This window comes from Njordella calcicola (genome assembly GCF_056494125.1).
The window spans coordinates 6,932,305-6,948,115 of sequence record NZ_CM151396.1 but is presented as its reverse complement, the minus strand read 5'-3'; the positions used below and the strand labels follow the sequence as shown (position 1 = coordinate 6,948,115).

At 50.3% G+C, this 15,811-nt stretch carries 18 protein-coding genes; 6 read left to right on the top strand and 12 right to left on the bottom strand.

Annotation, left to right across the window (positions count from 1 at the left end):
• Nucleotides 1-159: 159 nt before the first annotated feature.
• From SH302x_RS26840 to SH302x_RS26830, 3 genes are all read right to left on the bottom strand, one after another.
• Nucleotides 160-417, bottom strand: coding sequence for a hypothetical protein (locus SH302x_RS26840; RefSeq protein ID WP_479366191.1), 258 nt, complete (start codon nucleotides 415-417; stop codon nucleotides 160-162).
• 138 nt (nucleotides 418-555) lie between these two features.
• Nucleotides 556-984, bottom strand: coding sequence for a hypothetical protein (locus SH302x_RS26835; RefSeq protein WP_479366190.1), 429 nt, complete (start codon nucleotides 982-984; stop codon nucleotides 556-558).
• A gap of 72 nt (nucleotides 985-1,056) precedes the next feature.
• Nucleotides 1,057-1,563 (bottom strand): hypothetical protein, encoded by a 507-nt coding sequence (locus SH302x_RS26830; protein WP_479366189.1) that lies wholly within the window; start codon nucleotides 1,561-1,563, stop codon nucleotides 1,057-1,059.
• A gap of 83 nt (nucleotides 1,564-1,646) precedes the next feature.
• On the opposite strand from SH302x_RS26830, the gene SH302x_RS26825 reads away from it, so the two are divergent.
• A complete protein-coding gene (locus tag SH302x_RS26825; RefSeq protein ID WP_479366188.1) occupies nucleotides 1,647-1,964 on the top strand; it encodes a hypothetical protein in 318 nt (105 codons plus the stop codon).
• Between the two features lie 391 nt (nucleotides 1,965-2,355).
• Here the strand turns inward: SH302x_RS26825 and SH302x_RS26820 are convergent, their stop codons facing one another.
• The 4 genes from SH302x_RS26820 to SH302x_RS26805 form a co-directional block, all read right to left on the bottom strand.
• On the bottom strand, nucleotides 2,356-3,030 hold the full coding sequence (locus tag SH302x_RS26820; RefSeq protein ID WP_479366187.1) for a hypothetical protein: 675 nt from the start codon (nucleotides 3,028-3,030) through the stop codon (nucleotides 2,356-2,358).
• Entirely contained in the window at nucleotides 2,999-3,505 is a 507-nt protein-coding gene (locus SH302x_RS26815; protein WP_479366186.1) for an SMI1/KNR4 family protein, read from the bottom strand. The genes SH302x_RS26820 and SH302x_RS26815 overlap by 32 nt, the downstream gene beginning before the upstream one ends.
• A gap of 337 nt (nucleotides 3,506-3,842) precedes the next feature.
• Nucleotides 3,843-4,619, bottom strand: coding sequence for a HEAT repeat domain-containing protein (locus tag SH302x_RS26810; RefSeq protein ID WP_479366185.1), 777 nt, complete (start codon nucleotides 4,617-4,619; stop codon nucleotides 3,843-3,845).
• 50 nt (nucleotides 4,620-4,669) lie between these two features.
• Nucleotides 4,670-5,146, bottom strand: coding sequence for a DUF8617 domain-containing protein (locus SH302x_RS26805; RefSeq protein ID WP_479366184.1), 477 nt, complete (start codon nucleotides 5,144-5,146; stop codon nucleotides 4,670-4,672).
• A 283-nt stretch (nucleotides 5,147-5,429) separates the two neighbouring features.
• On the opposite strand from SH302x_RS26805, the gene SH302x_RS26800 reads away from it, so the two are divergent.
• The 3 genes from SH302x_RS26800 (at nucleotide 5,430) to SH302x_RS26790 (ending at nucleotide 7,775) form a co-directional block, all read left to right on the top strand.
• Nucleotides 5,430-6,533 (top strand): integron integrase, encoded by a 1,104-nt coding sequence (locus SH302x_RS26800; RefSeq protein ID WP_479366182.1) that lies wholly within the window; start codon nucleotides 5,430-5,432, stop codon nucleotides 6,531-6,533.
• A gap of 526 nt (nucleotides 6,534-7,059) precedes the next feature.
• Nucleotides 7,060-7,452: a hypothetical protein gene (locus SH302x_RS26795; RefSeq protein ID WP_479366180.1), complete on the top strand. Its 393-nt coding sequence runs from the start codon at nucleotides 7,060-7,062 to the stop codon at nucleotides 7,450-7,452.
• Nucleotides 7,453-7,463: 11 nt separating this feature from the next.
• Nucleotides 7,464-7,775, top strand: a complete 312-nt coding sequence (locus SH302x_RS26790) for a hypothetical protein (protein WP_479366178.1) — start codon at nucleotides 7,464-7,466, stop codon at nucleotides 7,773-7,775.
• 346 nt (nucleotides 7,776-8,121) lie between these two features.
• Here SH302x_RS26790 and SH302x_RS26785 read toward each other — a convergent pair whose 3' ends face one another.
• From SH302x_RS26785 to SH302x_RS26765, 5 genes are all read right to left on the bottom strand, one after another.
• On the bottom strand, nucleotides 8,122-8,934 hold the full coding sequence (locus SH302x_RS26785; RefSeq protein WP_479366176.1) for a leucine-rich repeat domain-containing protein: 813 nt from the start codon (nucleotides 8,932-8,934) through the stop codon (nucleotides 8,122-8,124).
• A 712-nt stretch (nucleotides 8,935-9,646) separates the two neighbouring features.
• On the bottom strand, nucleotides 9,647-10,447 hold the full coding sequence (locus tag SH302x_RS26780; protein ID WP_479366175.1) for an IS5 family transposase: 801 nt from the start codon (nucleotides 10,445-10,447) through the stop codon (nucleotides 9,647-9,649).
• A gap of 427 nt (nucleotides 10,448-10,874) precedes the next feature.
• Nucleotides 10,875-11,456 carry a hypothetical protein gene (locus tag SH302x_RS26775; RefSeq protein WP_479366174.1) on the bottom strand — a complete coding sequence of 194 codons (582 nt, stop codon included), beginning with the start codon at nucleotides 11,454-11,456 and terminating at the stop codon, nucleotides 10,875-10,877.
• A gap of 991 nt (nucleotides 11,457-12,447) precedes the next feature.
• Complete coding sequence (locus SH302x_RS26770; RefSeq protein WP_479366173.1) at nucleotides 12,448-12,708, bottom strand: hypothetical protein; 261 nt, start codon at nucleotides 12,706-12,708, stop codon at nucleotides 12,448-12,450.
• A gap of 186 nt (nucleotides 12,709-12,894) precedes the next feature.
• Nucleotides 12,895-13,233 (bottom strand): hypothetical protein, encoded by a 339-nt coding sequence (locus SH302x_RS26765; RefSeq protein WP_479366172.1) that lies wholly within the window; start codon nucleotides 13,231-13,233, stop codon nucleotides 12,895-12,897.
• Nucleotides 13,234-14,051: 818 nt separating this feature from the next.
• On the opposite strand from SH302x_RS26765, the gene SH302x_RS26760 reads away from it, so the two are divergent.
• A complete protein-coding gene (locus tag SH302x_RS26760; RefSeq protein WP_479366171.1) occupies nucleotides 14,052-14,240 on the top strand; it encodes a hypothetical protein in 189 nt (62 codons plus the stop codon).
• A gap of 1,174 nt (nucleotides 14,241-15,414) precedes the next feature.
• Nucleotides 15,415-15,795 (top strand): acyl carrier protein, encoded by a 381-nt coding sequence (locus tag SH302x_RS26755; RefSeq protein WP_479366169.1) that lies wholly within the window; start codon nucleotides 15,415-15,417, stop codon nucleotides 15,793-15,795.
• The last annotated feature ends 16 nt before the right edge of the window (nucleotides 15,796-15,811 follow it).

Here is a 15,811-nt window from a genome sequence, read left to right as displayed (position 1 = left end):
TCTGTAAACGGGCTGTCGGCCACTCCGCGTTCATCGCTTGGTTCTGCCTTCTTAGGATCGCCAATCGACGTCTCCAAAAGATAAATGGCGGTCACACGATCTTGTGAAATGCTTAAACATTCACATGCTGCTTTTTCGATTTCTACGCCTCAAGATCCCCTATTCGCCTTTCTGCTTCTGCGATACAAATTCCACAACCGGCATCAGCAGTCCTGTGATGACGCCTAGAATGGTTACCGCCATGACCAGCAGAATGCCACAAAACAGTTCTGCCTCAGTCAGTTGAAGGCGAGTCAATTTGAGCATTCCGGCGACCATCACAATCAAAGAGCAAATCCAGCAGGCCGTTTGTGCCGCCTTCGCGTCGAAACGTGTTGACGTGAGGTTACGCGTGAATAGCCGAAGTACGTCGGTCATCTATTGGTCTCCACGATATCGCGAGTTGGGAAAAACACTGCAGTGCGACTGAAAGGCAGAACGCCAATGTTGACCGAGCCCCCGCCAACAAGGCTTCCATTTCGAAACTACTGTCGGGGGCTTCGGTCCAACATTTTGTTATTTGGCCTCTTTGGCCCTGCATCTTGCAGCGTCGGTCACTATTTCATCATGATCATTCACGAGTATTGCAAGAACACGTGGCGTGAGCCTGGCATTGTAAGCCAGAGCGGCACGAACCGTGGAGTCAATGTCTGCCGCAAGTTTGAGTTGCAACGTTTCCGGTATTTTTCGTTTGCGAGCGACCATCGCTCGAACAGACGAATCAGGATCATCGGCTAATCGCTCTAGTACCACGACTGGCACTGTCTTGTTTTGTGCCACCCAGAATCGCATTTCAGGCATTCTCTCGAGTACATCCAGCCAGACTTCGAGCGGAGCTTCATCGTGTGCAGCGCGAGAGTACTCTTCGGCGTCGTCGCTTTCACGCAAAGTGCGGAACTGTTCAGCAGACTCAATCATGCTGCGTCTTGGCCAAATAACGCTCATGTTGACCGAGCCCCCGCCAACACGGTCTCTAAAGTTCGAAACGGACCGTCGGGGCTTCGGTCCAACATTTTGTTATCCGCCATCTTCGGCCAGGCGTTCTAGGTACGAACCAACTTCCAGCAGAAACGATTCGGGCAGATAGCAGTACGCACCACATTGTCTGCATGCAATATCAGGATGTCCAGTCGCAAAACGTATTTTGTTCAATCGCTCCTCGACAAAAGACGTACGTGCATCAAGATCAAAACCACAATTAGTCAGGAATTCCCGAAGTTCGTGATCCTGATCTAACAGGCGTTCAATTCGCACATCGTCCTCTGGCTCGCCGTTTTGCTTTGATCTGCGACGCTTGTCGTGAATCAGCGGGTGTTTGGTGTCAGGGAATAAAGCAATCAGATCATTTAGGCGTTTGAGCAATACAAGCTCGGCTGTAAGCGAATAAAATGACGACGCCTCGATAAGTCGTTCCTTAGCCTTTTGTGTGAGATCGGTCCATGTAGCATGAGCGCCACACCTGCTACAGATAGTGGGTATGTCGTTGTAATGCTTGATTCCGAACTCGGGAGTATAGAACGACATTTTTTGAGGAGGATAACGACCACGATCACCGGGCGGCACCCAGCAATCCTAATAAGCAAATCCGATACGGAGTGCCGCTCCGTGTGCATCGTTTTGTTCGTACCTGGGAGCGTCAGTCGATCCTGAGCCCAATCGCATCGAAATCGTCAATTGCCCCCACGCAAGAGCGTCAGTTTATCAGTTTAGCATCGAGAAAGCGAGTCGACACAACTAATCAAGCCAGCGACGCCGTCAAGATCGAAAAAGCGGTCCGCGCATCAATTCCTTCAGCAGTGTTTTACGGCCCAACATTGGATGGCCAAATCGATGGAGGTTCCCAGCGATGCATCACAACAACGTCCATCGATTTGGCGAATCAATGTTGGGTAGGCCAAGCGACCAACGCATTGAACCATAAGTGAGCTTTGGTGTGTCATCGAAGTAGCTACGAGAACCATCAAAGCAGCTTATCGAATCCTCAGTTCTCGTGGCCAACGCAGATGATTCACCAAACAGGGTTGTCAAAATCAGTTCGAACCATCACTCGTCATCCCAGCAGAACCGCAATCGATCCTATGCATCACAAGCAGAAGATGAACAGCAATTGAAATCGATCATAACGCAAGCGCAACTTCACGCGCAATCCCTTTGAGCGATGAACCATCCGCAACAATTAGATTCATTTACTGCGCGGTACGAACGGCGACGTTGACCGGGCCGCGGCAGGTAAATTTTCCATTTCAAAGCCGCCCGACCCGCGGCTCCGTGTCCAACGTTTGGTTATGGCAGTCATTGAGCTTTATTCGTCGAAGTTCAATCCGTGTCGCTCGAGACGAATTGTGCGATCTTGGCGGCTAGTTTTCGATGGAGATGGCAGTCACATTGGCCGCGAATCGTCTTGTCCCATTCCGCTAGAATCTGCCGCCCCCCATCAATCTTCATAAGGGTCTCCACACAGACTTTGTGTACGGCATAGTTATCTGATTGCATCGCTTTCTCAATCATTGCGAGCAGTCGGGAATCATTGCCGCCGATCTTGAGCAACGCCGGGAAAGCACTTTCACAAGATTGTGGTACACCATGCGACCAAGAGCGATCCCACGCCTGTTCAATCGCATCCGACGTAGCCGCGGGTGGATCTTTGAGGTTTGCAATAACGTCCATCGCGTGTTTGTAAGTGTACTCATTGTAAAGTAGTTGCTCTAGAATCGAAAAGTACGCGCCTGGGAACTTCTTTCTATTGATAGACTGGATCAGTGACCGGTGATTTCCGCGGCGCGAGGATACCTTACCAAGTAAAGCATCGACCACTTCTTGCAGCTCGGGTTCAGTCATTGTCTTTGCCATAACGGCGGCGATCAGCGGGCGGAAATGGCGCAAATGATCTTGATGTTGCGGAAAAACGGAACGCCATTTCCGCTCCGTTGCATCGCTTGGTTCTGTCGCTTCTTCATGCTCAGAAGGCCCCCAGATTCTGAAAGCCATCATCGAACCAGTATACGCCCCCACGCTCCAATAGTCGAGTCAACATGTCTGTCAACGATAAGGCGACAATATTATGATACCCAGGCTCGCCAACAGTCTCATGAAATACATCGATAATCCTGCCTTTCGTCTCTGCTGTACTGTCAAAGGCCAGCCAGTTGGCGTCGCCATAGTCAGCGATTTGCCACCAATTTGCAGATAGCTCATAAAATGGCGAATCATCGAAGATATAGCCATGCGATTGAGTCGTCTGGAGGTCGACCAAGCGAGGTATTTTTACACGATACCGGGTTCCATTTGGAGCCGCAAAATCGTCGCCATCACAAAGCAATGCACCGTCACACTTCATGTAAAATTCGAGCAGTTCCTGCGGCACGTTGCTCAAGCGTGCGCTGTTGATCGCAGATTCGCTTGCCGGTGGAAAAGCAAAGTGTGATTCACGAATACGAGAAACGAGTTCATCGAGATTTGCCGGCATAGAGGAATTGTGGGCTTGCTACGAGGTTAGCGACAGAACGCCCGTGTTCAGCGGCTGAAGTTTGAGATATTGGAGTGATTGAGAGTAATTTAACAAGTCCGCTGCAACACATTGTTCGGCCGCGGTAGAACACGGGCGTTCGGCCGACGGTAGGGATGATGCGGCGAGCGTTGGATATTTAACTAGACGATATAGGATCGTTAGTTCGGTAAGACGGGCGGCGATGCTGAGGTACGAAGCTCGCCGCCGTCGGCCGAACGACAGCCGTAACCGGGCGGCCGTCAATAGACTCTGATTTCAAGACCCGCGTCATCGGCCGCTCCGGTTCACGGCCTGGTTATTTGGCATTGTCGGTATTTACGCCAAGCGTTTCAAGCGCAGTCCGCAACGCCCACACCACATTTGTATCATCGTTTCGGCGTGCCGCAAACTGCCGTTTGAGTTCAGGAATTGCGGATGAGTCTTTGAGCCGCGACAACGCGAACCCTGCGGCACGGCGGACCATCATGTGAGGATCATCAATCATCCGGAGCAAGTACGGTGTGGCAGTCAAATTATTAATTTGCCCGAGGACATTGCACGCAACCTCACGGATGAATTGGTCAGGCGAGTCAAGACGAGCGATCATCGCATCGAGCAATTCAAGGTCTTGGCGTTTGAGCAATGCTTTTTCGGTTGACGCGCCAAGGCCGTAGTGCGACAGCTTGTCGAGAATATCAAGCAGAATCGTTAGGGGAACGTCAGATCGATCGATCAATGCACTAGCGGCGCGAATCCGTATGTCGAGGTTTGCAGATCGGTAGAGAGTTAGCCATTTGTCGAGACCGGAATTAGCGTTCGTTCGCGGGTGTGGCGTCTGAGTTGCGGAAATCGGTTCACGACTACGCGGTTGATATGGCGTGGAGATCCCGAGCAGTCGTTCATTTAGTTTCGCGAGCATGTCCCATTGAGCGATGCCGCAGCGCGGACACGTCTCGTATTGTTGGTGCCACGAATCAGGCGAGGAGCCGACAACGGTTCGGAACCAGTAAACGCATCGCTTGCACGTTGCTGGCGGCAACAACGATGCGACTTCTTCTTTCGAGTATCGTGGATGAGTACCGTACCAGCTCACATTGCTCTTGCCAAATAACGACTGCGATCACCCATGTCGCCGCCAAAAAACTATGATTCAAAATCGCGGCCGACCGGCGACTTGGGTGCATCGCTTGGTTCTGCCATTTCTGTGTTGTTTCCTGCGTTTGGATCAGCACGATTATAGCCCAGCATTTTCACACGTGCATCAGGCTGATCGAGCGAATAGCCGCGGTATAAGTTTACGTCCGGTCGCGTCTGAAACCACAGTCGTCCGCATTTGTCGCATTCCATCGCAGCAAGGGTTAGTCCAAAGAATGCGCTCGTCAGAACATCATGAATCATGTTTCCCGCCGATTCTACGGCAGGGTAATGTTCGTTGAAGTGTTTTCTTCGCCAGCCATATACATCGTTCGCAGCAAGATGTTGCATGTAGTCGTCAATCGTCGAGCAGATGAGATTAAAAAATTCCTCGCCACTCTTGTCTGATAGCAGGTATCCCGTGACCTCATTTGGGCAGTGAACATCTGAGATTGTGTTTCCGCAAGTGCATCCAAATTTGCTCATGTTTGGCAATTGCCCGTTGGCTTTCTTGGATGGCAGAACAAGTATTATGCAGAAATCTGCATATTAAGTTTGGATTCTGTATATTAAGGTTTGGGGCAAGCCGCGTCAATGCCCTTAGTTCTTGGCGTAAAGCCCTGCTTAGAAATGATTTATCTCCGGCACGCCAACCGCCCTGCATCAAGCTTCGGGGTCATATGCAGATTGATATGATTCCGCTAAAAATGCCGTTATATGCAGACGTCTGCATATAACAGCCGATGCAGGATCTTTCAGAGAGCGTTTTATGGACTTCAGACACCACCGAAAATGGGATCATGAGCTTGAAAAATCAGGTTCAATTGACAACTTAACTGACGTTGTCAACAAGTCAGATCTACTGACCAAAGTGCGCGGAAAAATGCGCGCATTACATATCGCGAAGCGGACCGAAGAAGCGTACCTCTCCTGGATCTATCGCTTTCTCAAGTTTCATAGGGACAAGCAGGGGCAATGGATTCATCCCCAATCGCTGGGAAACGACGAAATCAATGAGTTTCTCACTTCGCTGGCAGTCGATCGCAACGTGGCCGCCAGCACACAGAATCAGGCTCTGTCGGCTCTCTTGTTCCTGTTCACCAAGGTGTTGCAGAGTAATATCAAGTTCGATGCTGTCCGCGCCAAACGTCCCAAACAGCTTCCCACTGTGCTGTCGATCCAGGAGGTCAAGGAACTGCTGGATGCGATGCCACCCGGAATGTTTCACGTCATGGCGTGCCTGATGTACGGGTCGGGCATGCGATTAATGGAGGTCTGTCGTTTAAGGATCAAGGACATTGATTTTCAGCGTATGCAGATCTTTGTGAGACAGGCTAAAGGTGAGAAAGACCGCTATGTGCCTTTGCCAAATAAGTTGGCCGATGCACTGCGTCGTCAAGTCGCTCATGCAACTCGTCAGCACGAAGCCGACGTCGATGCTGGCGCCGGATGGGCGTGGTTGCCGTATGCGTTGGCGATAAAGAATCCGAATATGGGACGCGATCTAGGTTGGCAGTATGTCTTTTTTGCTCCGAAGCTGAGTCGTGATCCGTATCCACGCGAATCGCAGGAGATGGAATCGTTGGGCCAGCGATTGCCCGGTGATGCAATTCAATTGCGGCGGCATCATATCCACGAGTCATCGGTCCAGAAAGCACTGGCTGCAAGTGTGAAAAAGACCGGCATTCGCAAGAAGGTGACTTGTCACACGTTTCGGCATAGCTTTGCAACACATCTGTTGGAATCGGGCAAAGACATTCGCACCATCCAGGAACTATTGGGGCATGTTGAACTTGAGACGACCATGATCTACACCCATGTCAGCACCGTGAACGCTTGTGGAACGCAGAGCCCGTTGGATGGATTATTGTAGTGTGAAAAGCAGTCGTCGGCGCGGACTTCGTTCCCGTGGGTGACACCGCTGGTGTACTTAAACTTATTAGGGAGCGAGTATGGCGGATGGTGTGTGTTGGACAGGGATGTTAGGTTTCGTGTGCTCTCTATTTTACAGAGGCGGAATGCCGCCGTGTTGTAGCTTGAAGCGGAACGAAAGTCCAATTTCGAAAATTATTTCTTGTTTCTGCCTGGAGTGTTGGATGTAGGCTGGTAACAAGTAAAGCCAAGCACTGCGATTAACCGCGTGGGCAACGCTTTGCGCTTGTGATGGTTAATGGTGACGCGGCCCTATGGGCACGCAGTTGAACGAAGAGGGTGTTCGAGCCGTACCCCTTGTTCGGGTTGTTGCTCACCACTGGCCCTGTGCTAGTGGGAGCGTGACTGAATGGCCACCTGTCGCCCACCCTTCTTCTGTTTGCATGTTGGTGGCGAAACACGTTTATCGAAAATTGCCAGAGAAAAGTCTACTTTTGTTCGACATTGGCTTTTGTTCGTACCAACTAATGAACCAGGTCATTGATCAGAAGTCGGACTTCCTGGGGCGTTCGAAAATGAACCGTTGTTTCAAAATTATGCAGGTGCTTTCCGACGGAACGTTTCTGTCAAAGATCTATGCCAACGAGTATGACCGGCGCCATGATCGTAAAGGCCAAAGCGTTCGCGTGATCGAATACAAATTGGATGACCCTCAGCGGACTGGCCATGGCCAGACGCATCGTTTGCTGACAACACTGCTTGATGAGCATGAGCACCCAGCCCAGGCACTGATAGTTCTATTCACAAGCGTTGGGAAGAGGAGCTTGCTATTGATGAGGCTAAGACTCATCTTCGCAATTCCCCAAAACTCCGCAGCCATAGTCCGGCCGGGGTTGTGCAGGAAATCAATGGTTTACTGATAGCACATTTCGTGATTCGCAAGTTAGCACTTGAGGCGGCAGTCCAAGCTGGAGTGTCGCCGCGTCGGATATCATTTACAGGTGCGATCAAGGTACTGCGAATGTGTTTGGTAGAAGCTCCGCGTTCGCAAAAGTTGTTCCAGCCATGGTACAGCAACATGGTCTTGCAGATCAGCCTTGAGGTAGTTGAACCAAGTCGCAACCGCCTCAATCCACGAGTGATAAAACGCACACAAAGCAAATGGCCCAAGAAACGCCACGAGCACTGTAATTTGCCGCCTCCAGCGTACACTTTCTCAGAAACCATTCGCCTGATAACTTAGCAGTATTGGGTTCTAGCTGACACTGATGCAGTACTCGCAGACGGGTCGAAAGCTCGATTGCGTTGTTACTACTGCATCGTCGAATGGATGGGGCAGATCGTTCCCGTTCAAGTAGTTGAGAATGTTGGCGGGCTCCCACTAATTGGGACTTCTTTGCTGCCATTGTTGATCTGCGAATCAACTGGGACAAGGTCTGCACGCTGTTTTAAAAACGAACATTGGCGGTAACCCAGTCGCCGCCAAAAAACAAGGATTGAAATTTGCGCCCGGCCGGCGACTTGGGTGGATCGCCTAGTTCCGCAACACGTCAATTGGCTTTTTTAGCTTTTCGTTGTTCATTTTGTCACTAATTCGAGATTTCGGCGTCCCGCAATACGGTCTGTAAGCGCTCACAACCCTTGTCGGTTACAGCTGAACCGCCGAGCCACACTCTCCGCAAGCACGTCATCGTCTCCAGATGTGACAGACCACGATCTGAGACTTGGGTTCCCATTAAGTCTAGCGTCCGCATCGACTCAAGTCCCTTCAGGTTCTGAAGACCGGCATCGGAGACTTGTGTATTTTGCAAGGAGAGTTCCCGTAGGTTCGTCAGCCGCGACAGATGCTGCATGCCCGCGTCCGTAAACTGCCCCCCGCTGATCTGGAGTGATTGGAGTCCGCGGATACGTTCCAGGTCGCTCCCAAGTTCCCTCAGGTCCGAATCCGCCGCGTCGTAGAAGACGACACCACGTATGGAATCCATCCCCCAGAAGACCTCGCCTCTGCGTGCCGCAATTTTGGATTCGATCTCCCGCTGCCGGGAGTGTTCGCGTCGCTGCATCGTGATTCCGGTTATGATCACTGCGGTCACGCCCAGCAGCGTCAGCAGCGTGGAAAGTCGGAACTGAGCTTGATGGTCGTCACGTCCTAACCGAACACGAATGCATGCGACGCCGAGGTAAATTGGCAGAATGGCAATCCACCAGAAGCTAGGCATGGTTAGAACAATTCCGATCAGCGACGACACACCCAACAGCACAACCAATGTGCCCACAAACAAACCCGCTGCGCGCTTCCCGAGTACCATCAGCAGCGACGTCAACGCAATCACCGTACCAGTGAAAGCCAGCAGGCAGCAAAGCAGCAGCACGGGATGGGATGTGAAGTTTAGGTAAAGCATGATCGCCACTAAGCCTCATCTTCGATGTCGCTGGGCCTAAGTCCCGATGTGATGCTCCAAAGGAGAACAGTTGTCAACGTGCTTTTGAGAGTCATATAGTGGCTGCCGAACAAGGGCGGTAATCAAGTTGCCGCCGGAAAAATTACGATTTCAAAATCCGCGCGACCGGCAACTTTGGTTCACGTACGCCCAACATGGGCGTGAGTTTGTGGGGTGCGGAACTCGCGAGAGTTCTCAGTCCCCTGTGTTTAGTTCCGATTTTCTTAGAGGAGTCAGTGTACCAAGGGGCAGTGTGGTCGCCAGAGTTCTGCGCTGATTTTGGAAAGTTGTATCCACCGCAATCCAAAAACGTATCTCAACACTTCCAACAGAACCAATATCGGCATGCTGCAGAGCCAATGAGCACCGGGGCAGTACGGTCAATGGTTCATCAGCAACGCGTTGTTGAATTAAGCCACGCGTTGTCACGTCAAACTTAGCCTACCGCCCAAAGCAAAACCCAAGTTAAACTGAGCCGATTCTACGGCCGCAACCATCCCGGGCCTCGTGAACAAAGGACTTGAACATTGGCTCAACGACTCGCGACATCAAATCCTTATTGGTTGGCCGGGGTTTCCGATTCCATGTCAATTTAAATCAGCCTCGGGTTTGGTAACGATATACCCTATCGGTTATGAGATGGTACGACGGATCGCCCGTCTTAGAACGTGTTTTAAAATGCTATTTTCTTACGTGCGAGACGTTTCGACATTAAATCAATCATGGCAATGTAAATAGCCGCCTCTGAGTTTTCTGTGAGCCGCTCGTAGTCTTTTGATAGACGGCGATGACGATTGATCCATGCAAAAGTCCGCTCAACAATCCAACGTTTAGGTAACACAACAAATCCCTTGATATCAACTGGCCGCAAGACGGTTTGCAGTATAACACGACAGGCTTCCTTCGCCCAATCAGGCAGGCCGCACTTGCCATAGGCACTGTCGGCGAAGACCACTTTGAGCCTGCGATAAGTATCTTTGATTCCGCGAAGCACGAAATGACCACCCTCATAGTCCTGCAGGCTGGCGGCATGAACCACGACGACCAAAAGCAAACCGAGCCTATCGACCGCGATGTGCCGTTTTCGACCGGTAACCATCTTTGCCGCATCGTAATCCCTTTGCTGGCCGCCCTCGGCAGTTTTGACCGACTGGCTGTCAATTATTGCCGCAGTCGGGGTCGGTGCCTTTCCCTCTGCTATTCGAACTTGCTCACGGAGTTTGTCATGAACCCTCTTCCATGTGCCGTCGATTCGCCAGCTACGAAAAACGCCATAGACCGTACACCAATTGGGAAAGTCTGAAGGCAGATACCGCCATTGGCATCCTGTCCGATTCCAATAAAGAATTGCATTGATAACCTGCCTGCGATCGATTGGCTTGCGTCTGCGGGATTTTGGCTCCGGGAGCAATTTCTGGATAAATTGCCATTGTTCGTCCGTGAAATTACTGGCATATTCTTTGACTAACGACATCGCTACAGCTCCATCCATGGGAAATTAATTTGCACCCGGAGCTGTAGCGATTTTTCTGGATCAAGGCAATTTCAAAACACGTTCTGCGGTAATTGCTTCGTCTGGCGTGAATACCTCGGCCGAACTGTGAAATACCAGCCCCCTCCAATGCCACATGGGTTCGCGGGTGCTGCGAGTGGCATGAGAGCCTTCCTACTGAAATCATCCACGGAGGCAAGCTTTCTTTCACAAAAATCCGTCCCGGGAGGTTGGATGCGTGAAGGAACGGTCAAATTGCGAGGCTGACAGCCTGTTGATTTCCAGGTTCGGACTATTCACGGCGCTCGCTCAGCCGCTCAGTCCGGTGGCGTGACTAGGTGGCTATAAGTGCGGGTACTCCCTGTTCGCGTTTGATATGGCGTTATGGAAAAGACGTCCGATGCTGGGCCTAAGGCATCGGAACATTCTTAAAAACTAATTCGCGCCGGTCGCTTTCATCACCAAACGAAAAACGGAAGGCGAAACCATCAGATTCTGGAATGTCGCCCGACAATATGAATAGGTAGACCTTAGTCTTCGGCGATGAGCCTTTCGGTATTTCTGTTGGGAAGATGGCAGCGCGAAGGGGCGGATACTGAAGATCCATCTCCGCAAGTCCCCTGATCTGGCTTGTGTGGATGTGACCGTTCGTTTCAATTCTGAGTTTTCCAGGGAGTTCCGTACCGACAGCGGTTTCGGCTTTGAAGCCCAACGGCTCGTCTTTATCGGTGAGTTTCTCGATAGCAGTTGCCACACGCATCCATGGAACTGCATTGTTGCCGGGGGCACGCCCACCATCACTAACAAGTTCTTGCGTATCGAGGAATGCAATCCCTCGCGTAACGCCAAGAAGGGAAATCTTATAGTCGTCGTTTTGCTGGACGGACTCAAACTCGGGAATCTCTGTTAGTTGGTCCTGGTCACCACTCGAAACACCGGAGCCCACCCAGGTAACAACCGCGACACCAAGACAGATAAAGCACTTATTCATTTTTCGCTTCCATTGTAAGTGAGAGGTGATTTAATCGAGCGACATAACCATCGAATCATAAACGGGTTAGCTGAGGTAATTGTTCCGTATGACGTGAATGCCTCGGCAGACCCGTGAAACATCCGCTCCCCCCCAATGAAACTGGATTGAAACAGGGAATGCGACATAGGTTCGCGGCTTGCTGTGCGTAGCATACGAGCCTCTATACTGATATCATCTATGTGGGTAAGAATTCTTCCTCGAAAAATCCATTCCAGCCGCGACGAACGGTGGACAACACACAAGGACGAGCAGCTGACCTTGATATGAGCCAACGCCGCATGCCGTCCTCTCATGGATGTCATGGTTCGTCGTCAATTCCTTCGGGTGAACGTGTAGATGAACCGGCCATACTTTCCCGCGAGGTATCCCATTGCAACAGCGACAGCAGAATGTCCACACGGCATAAGCGACTCTGCATGCCTTATGCGTTGCATCACTTGGGTTCCTGTTAGTCCGCCTCCCACATATTTCGGTTTAAGCATTGCTTGAAACAGTTGGGAAGTCGGCAATCGACCAGAGTTAATATGCATTTCATGGTCACTAATGCACAGCACGATGCACCAATAGACGACAACCGGCACAAGGAATGAGATTGCAAAAGCGCGATGAGGCCCATTTGATACGAGCGCTGAAATAACGCAAGCGATTATGAGCAGGAAATTGGCTGATATTGACGCCCAGGTTATGCTGGAATGCGCCATCAATCCGCCAAGGGTAAGTGCCGCGAATGTGACAATTGCAAGCGACTCAAAGACAGAGAGCTTCATATTCCTCGATCGACGAACGACCCAAATCACCCCGTTGCGGCAAGGAGACTTTGATTTTTGAAACCGCCCGATCCGCAAATTCGGTGCATTTATCAGTTATGCAGCTTTATCGACGGTCGATACTAGCGTCGCCGATTGCACAGCAGTGCTCAGTATCGAGTTTCCCCCAAGTCACAGACGTTTTATCCGACAATGACAATTGATCCAATCAGCAGTATAGAGGATGTGATCAATGCCGTCTTTCCGATTTCGGAAGTACGGGTAATCGCTCCAAGGACAATTGCCGCGATGGAGAACGCGACAAACAGACCATATCCATGCATCGTGAAATTTCGATCGTAAACTCGCCCAACTGCCGAAACCACAATTCCGAGCAAAACGCCCGCAATCGAAAGCGTTAACGCAAGCCGGTCAAGTGGGAGTGAAGTCTTTGCAGTGCTCATCTAAGTTGTCAATGTTTGGAGTATCAGCAACTAAATTTTATTCAGGTTTCTTGCAGCAATAGTGGAAGTTGTCGGAGACAAATTCTTGGCTGCGATTTAGCCAACGAACGGCGGCAGTCACCTTGGACGGTCGATTGATTTTTCTTGTGTGAAACCTTGTCAGCCGTCCTCAGCTGCACGGCATTGCTATTCGCCGCGATGCAACCGACGGAAAATATATGAAGGACGGATTTCAAGTGCGGCATCAGCACCGCCGTTAAATGTCCGCATCCGTCCGCCCTCCACTGCAACCAGTTCCCAGCCATCAGCATAAAGCAGGTTTAGTCCACGCTCAAGAGTGTCTTCGTCCGAATGGCTTGGAGGCAACTTACCGTCTAGACCTAGTTTATCGACTTCGATTCGTTCGATAACACGATAGATTTTCGGCGGCGAAGCGGATTTTTCGGAACTGGATTGCGCCGTCGAGTTGTGAACGACGACTACTGTCGCCAAGCATAGAATCAAGCAGACAAAGAAAGATCGCATATGGATTCTCCATCGGTTAGGGAGGAACGCTGGGAAGGAATGCTTCCCAGAAGTCGGGGCCTATAGTTGTGTGAACGAGTATGCTCGTAATTATTCGCAACGTGCGCGCGAACTTCGTTCCCATGGGTGACATGGTTTGTGCCCTTTACGTAGCTGCAAAGCAGTTGGGTTGAAGGTTGGAATCTTGACGAGCCTAAAATTTGTCTGTTGCCTGAAGATCAGTATGTGACGTTCCTGTGAACGATTCGGCAACCATATTTTACTGAGACAAATCACCGCCGTGTGGCTGGCAGATGAAGTCACAAGACAGATTCTAGAAAAAAGCTGTGGGCTGGCTTTCCGGCAGCTCGGACGCTTTACTTGTGCCCTGTCGCTATAAGGCTGAACACCACACTACTGGCTCGTGACCGATGGCAGAGTAGTACTTGCCTGGCCGCAGCTGGAAGACAAATAAATCTTCTAAATATCGACCTGCGACCAACTGGCCTGTATCTGATAACTCGGCATTTGAGGTCTTGCTGTGAACGGAAATCTGGAACTTGAGCGCATTCACGTTTCCACCTTCCCACTCTATATGATCAGCAAATAAATTGATGATGGCATAACCTTTCTGAGCTCTCTCTCCATTGCATCCCGCCACTGTTAGCAGTTCGCCGCCACCCAAATCATCCGAGATGACTTAGGTGGTCGAATTCGATCTTGCAGCCACTCGAATTTGCTTGACGATGATTCGTTCATCACTCATCAACTCCGTTACCGTTCCCTCGATCTGATTCTGCGATAAAGCCCCGACCTCGGCTGCTACAGTCTGATATGCGATGAAAGCAGCGGACGCGCCGTTCAAGCGTTTGGAAGGACTAGTTTCAAGGAGGCTTATTCCAGAGCATTGGAACACGATGATCCTCGTAGACCACGATGATCAAGTGGAAGAGATTCGTGGTTACATGGAAGCTGGCGAAATGGCGAAAGCGGAAAACGCTGCTGACAGCTATTCCAGCCAGCAATAGGCCTGCTCAGCCACGTCTGGAACATTGCCCGCTACAATCATATTGTCTTGCCAGCCGAAAACTGACCGCAGCCATTCCTTCTACCTCAGGAGCATCAAACGTGTCGACCCTGCCCTATCCCAGCGGCTTTGAAAATCATCAGCATTTAATTGAATCGAGCACTCTTCGGTCATTCACGAATGTTGTGGGCAGTGCAACAGGTGCCTGGAGTTTCTATGCATTGTCCATCTCCAAAGTCGGCACCGAGATTTTCAAAACGCAGCTTGGTCTAATTCGAAAACGGTAATTATTTACCAACGAAGTCAGCGATTCACATCGCGTACCATAGTCATACATCGCTCCGCCTGCAGGCGAGCAATCGCTCCGGGAACTAGGAAGAATTGCTTATCCGGTCTGGCGTGTTCCACAGTACGTTGCAATCGATCGCGACCAAAATCAATTGGCCATAGACGCTCTCATCAAAGGATCGATGAACGGATTTTTTTTGATTCAGATTTGAGTTTGAGCCGCGTTAACGAGCAGGTAAATTTGATCTACTTACGAGCTTTACTTCCTAACCGAGTATTGAACGTCATCAATGCTAAAACGACGATTTTCGATCCGGCGATGGTAGGCGATACTACATACGTCGGCAGACTGCTGTGCGGTTACGATACATTCTTAAACGATTACCCGGTCCATTGGGTTATCTGCTTCGATGCACTAGTTAGAAGACGTTTATCAGAGAGTTAAGTCTTACGTTTAAAAGCGTCGTTTCATCATTAAAGAACACCAACTGATTCGCGATTGAATTGACATGTGATGATGGATTAATTGCCCTTATGGAACACTTCACGTACCGTCTTGCGCGAGTGTAATACCGATAAAAACTGAAAAACATTGATAAAAATTGATCACTCTTGAATAGCTCGGATTTGTCTGCTACGATCAATAAAGTCCTGGAAAAACAGCGTCACTTTTAGGAGATTCAAATGTCTTGATTTTGGATTCCTAAAGCTGAGGTCGCAGGTTCGAATCCTGCTGGGGGTACTGCTCATAATACCTAGCGAAAACAAGGCTCAAACGCTTGTTTCCAGCCATCCTTCGGCAAGGCGCTAATTTCCAGCCAAAACGGTATGTGCCGTTTTGGGAAAACCTTAAAGGTAGGTAGGTTCTACCTAAAGGGAAATTGCAAATGACAATTTCATCCCGAACTCCCGAAGGGCTACCGGGACATTGCGTACTGTGCGGTAGCAATTTCGAGATTGAATTTTCCGAGCCAGGAAATGATGCAACATGCCCAAACTGCGGACATCTAATTGTTTTGTCTGCGGAACTCCTCGACGACATCAAATCGTTTACAGAACATCGGCACGGTATTTCCCCCGACAAGATCCATTCCGGACGAGAACTCCTTTCTCTCGGACTCGATTCCTTAGAAATGGTTGAATTCGTAATGGAATTTGAAACTGATTTCGAATTGTCGATTGCTGAAGACGACGCGTTAACGATTCAAACCGTTGGTGATGCAATCCGTTACATCCTTGGACTACGCCGACGACAAGCCGGGATGTAAGGGAGACCTCGAATTG

What these genes read in the sequence shown, in the direction of transcription:
- SH302x_RS26785 (WP_479366176.1), bottom strand. Translation starts at nt 8,934, where the DNA reads ATGCTTTACCTAAACTTCACATCCCATCCCGTGCTGCTGCTTTGCTGC.
- SH302x_RS26835 (WP_479366190.1), bottom strand. Translation starts at nt 984, where the DNA reads ATGAGCGTTATTTGGCCAAGACGCAGCATGATTGAGTCTGCTGAACAG.
- SH302x_RS26755 (WP_479366169.1), top strand. Translation starts at nt 15,415, where the DNA reads ATGACAATTTCATCCCGAACTCCCGAAGGGCTACCGGGACATTGCGTA.
- SH302x_RS26775 (WP_479366174.1), bottom strand. Translation starts at nt 11,456, where the DNA reads ATGAATAAGTGCTTTATCTGTCTTGGTGTCGCGGTTGTTACCTGGGTG.
- SH302x_RS26805 (WP_479366184.1), bottom strand. Translation starts at nt 5,146, where the DNA reads ATGAGCAAATTTGGATGCACTTGCGGAAACACAATCTCAGATGTTCAC.
- SH302x_RS26760 (WP_479366171.1), top strand. Translation starts at nt 14,052, where the DNA reads ATGAAAGCAGCGGACGCGCCGTTCAAGCGTTTGGAAGGACTAGTTTCA.
- SH302x_RS26840 (WP_479366191.1), bottom strand. Translation starts at nt 417, where the DNA reads ATGACCGACGTACTTCGGCTATTCACGCGTAACCTCACGTCAACACGT.
- SH302x_RS26815 (WP_479366186.1), bottom strand. Translation starts at nt 3,505, where the DNA reads ATGCCGGCAAATCTCGATGAACTCGTTTCTCGTATTCGTGAATCACAC.
- SH302x_RS26780 (WP_479366175.1), bottom strand. Translation starts at nt 10,447, where the DNA reads ATGTCGTTAGTCAAAGAATATGCCAGTAATTTCACGGACGAACAATGG.
- SH302x_RS26795 (WP_479366180.1), top strand. Translation starts at nt 7,060, where the DNA reads ATGAACCAGGTCATTGATCAGAAGTCGGACTTCCTGGGGCGTTCGAAA.
- SH302x_RS26800 (WP_479366182.1), top strand. Translation starts at nt 5,430, where the DNA reads ATGGACTTCAGACACCACCGAAAATGGGATCATGAGCTTGAAAAATCA.
- SH302x_RS26820 (WP_479366187.1), bottom strand. Translation starts at nt 3,030, where the DNA reads ATGATGGCTTTCAGAATCTGGGGGCCTTCTGAGCATGAAGAAGCGACA.
- SH302x_RS26830 (WP_479366189.1), bottom strand. Translation starts at nt 1,563, where the DNA reads ATGTCGTTCTATACTCCCGAGTTCGGAATCAAGCATTACAACGACATA.
- SH302x_RS26765 (WP_479366172.1), bottom strand. Translation starts at nt 13,233, where the DNA reads ATGCGATCTTTCTTTGTCTGCTTGATTCTATGCTTGGCGACAGTAGTC.
- SH302x_RS26770 (WP_479366173.1), bottom strand. Translation starts at nt 12,708, where the DNA reads ATGAGCACTGCAAAGACTTCACTCCCACTTGACCGGCTTGCGTTAACG.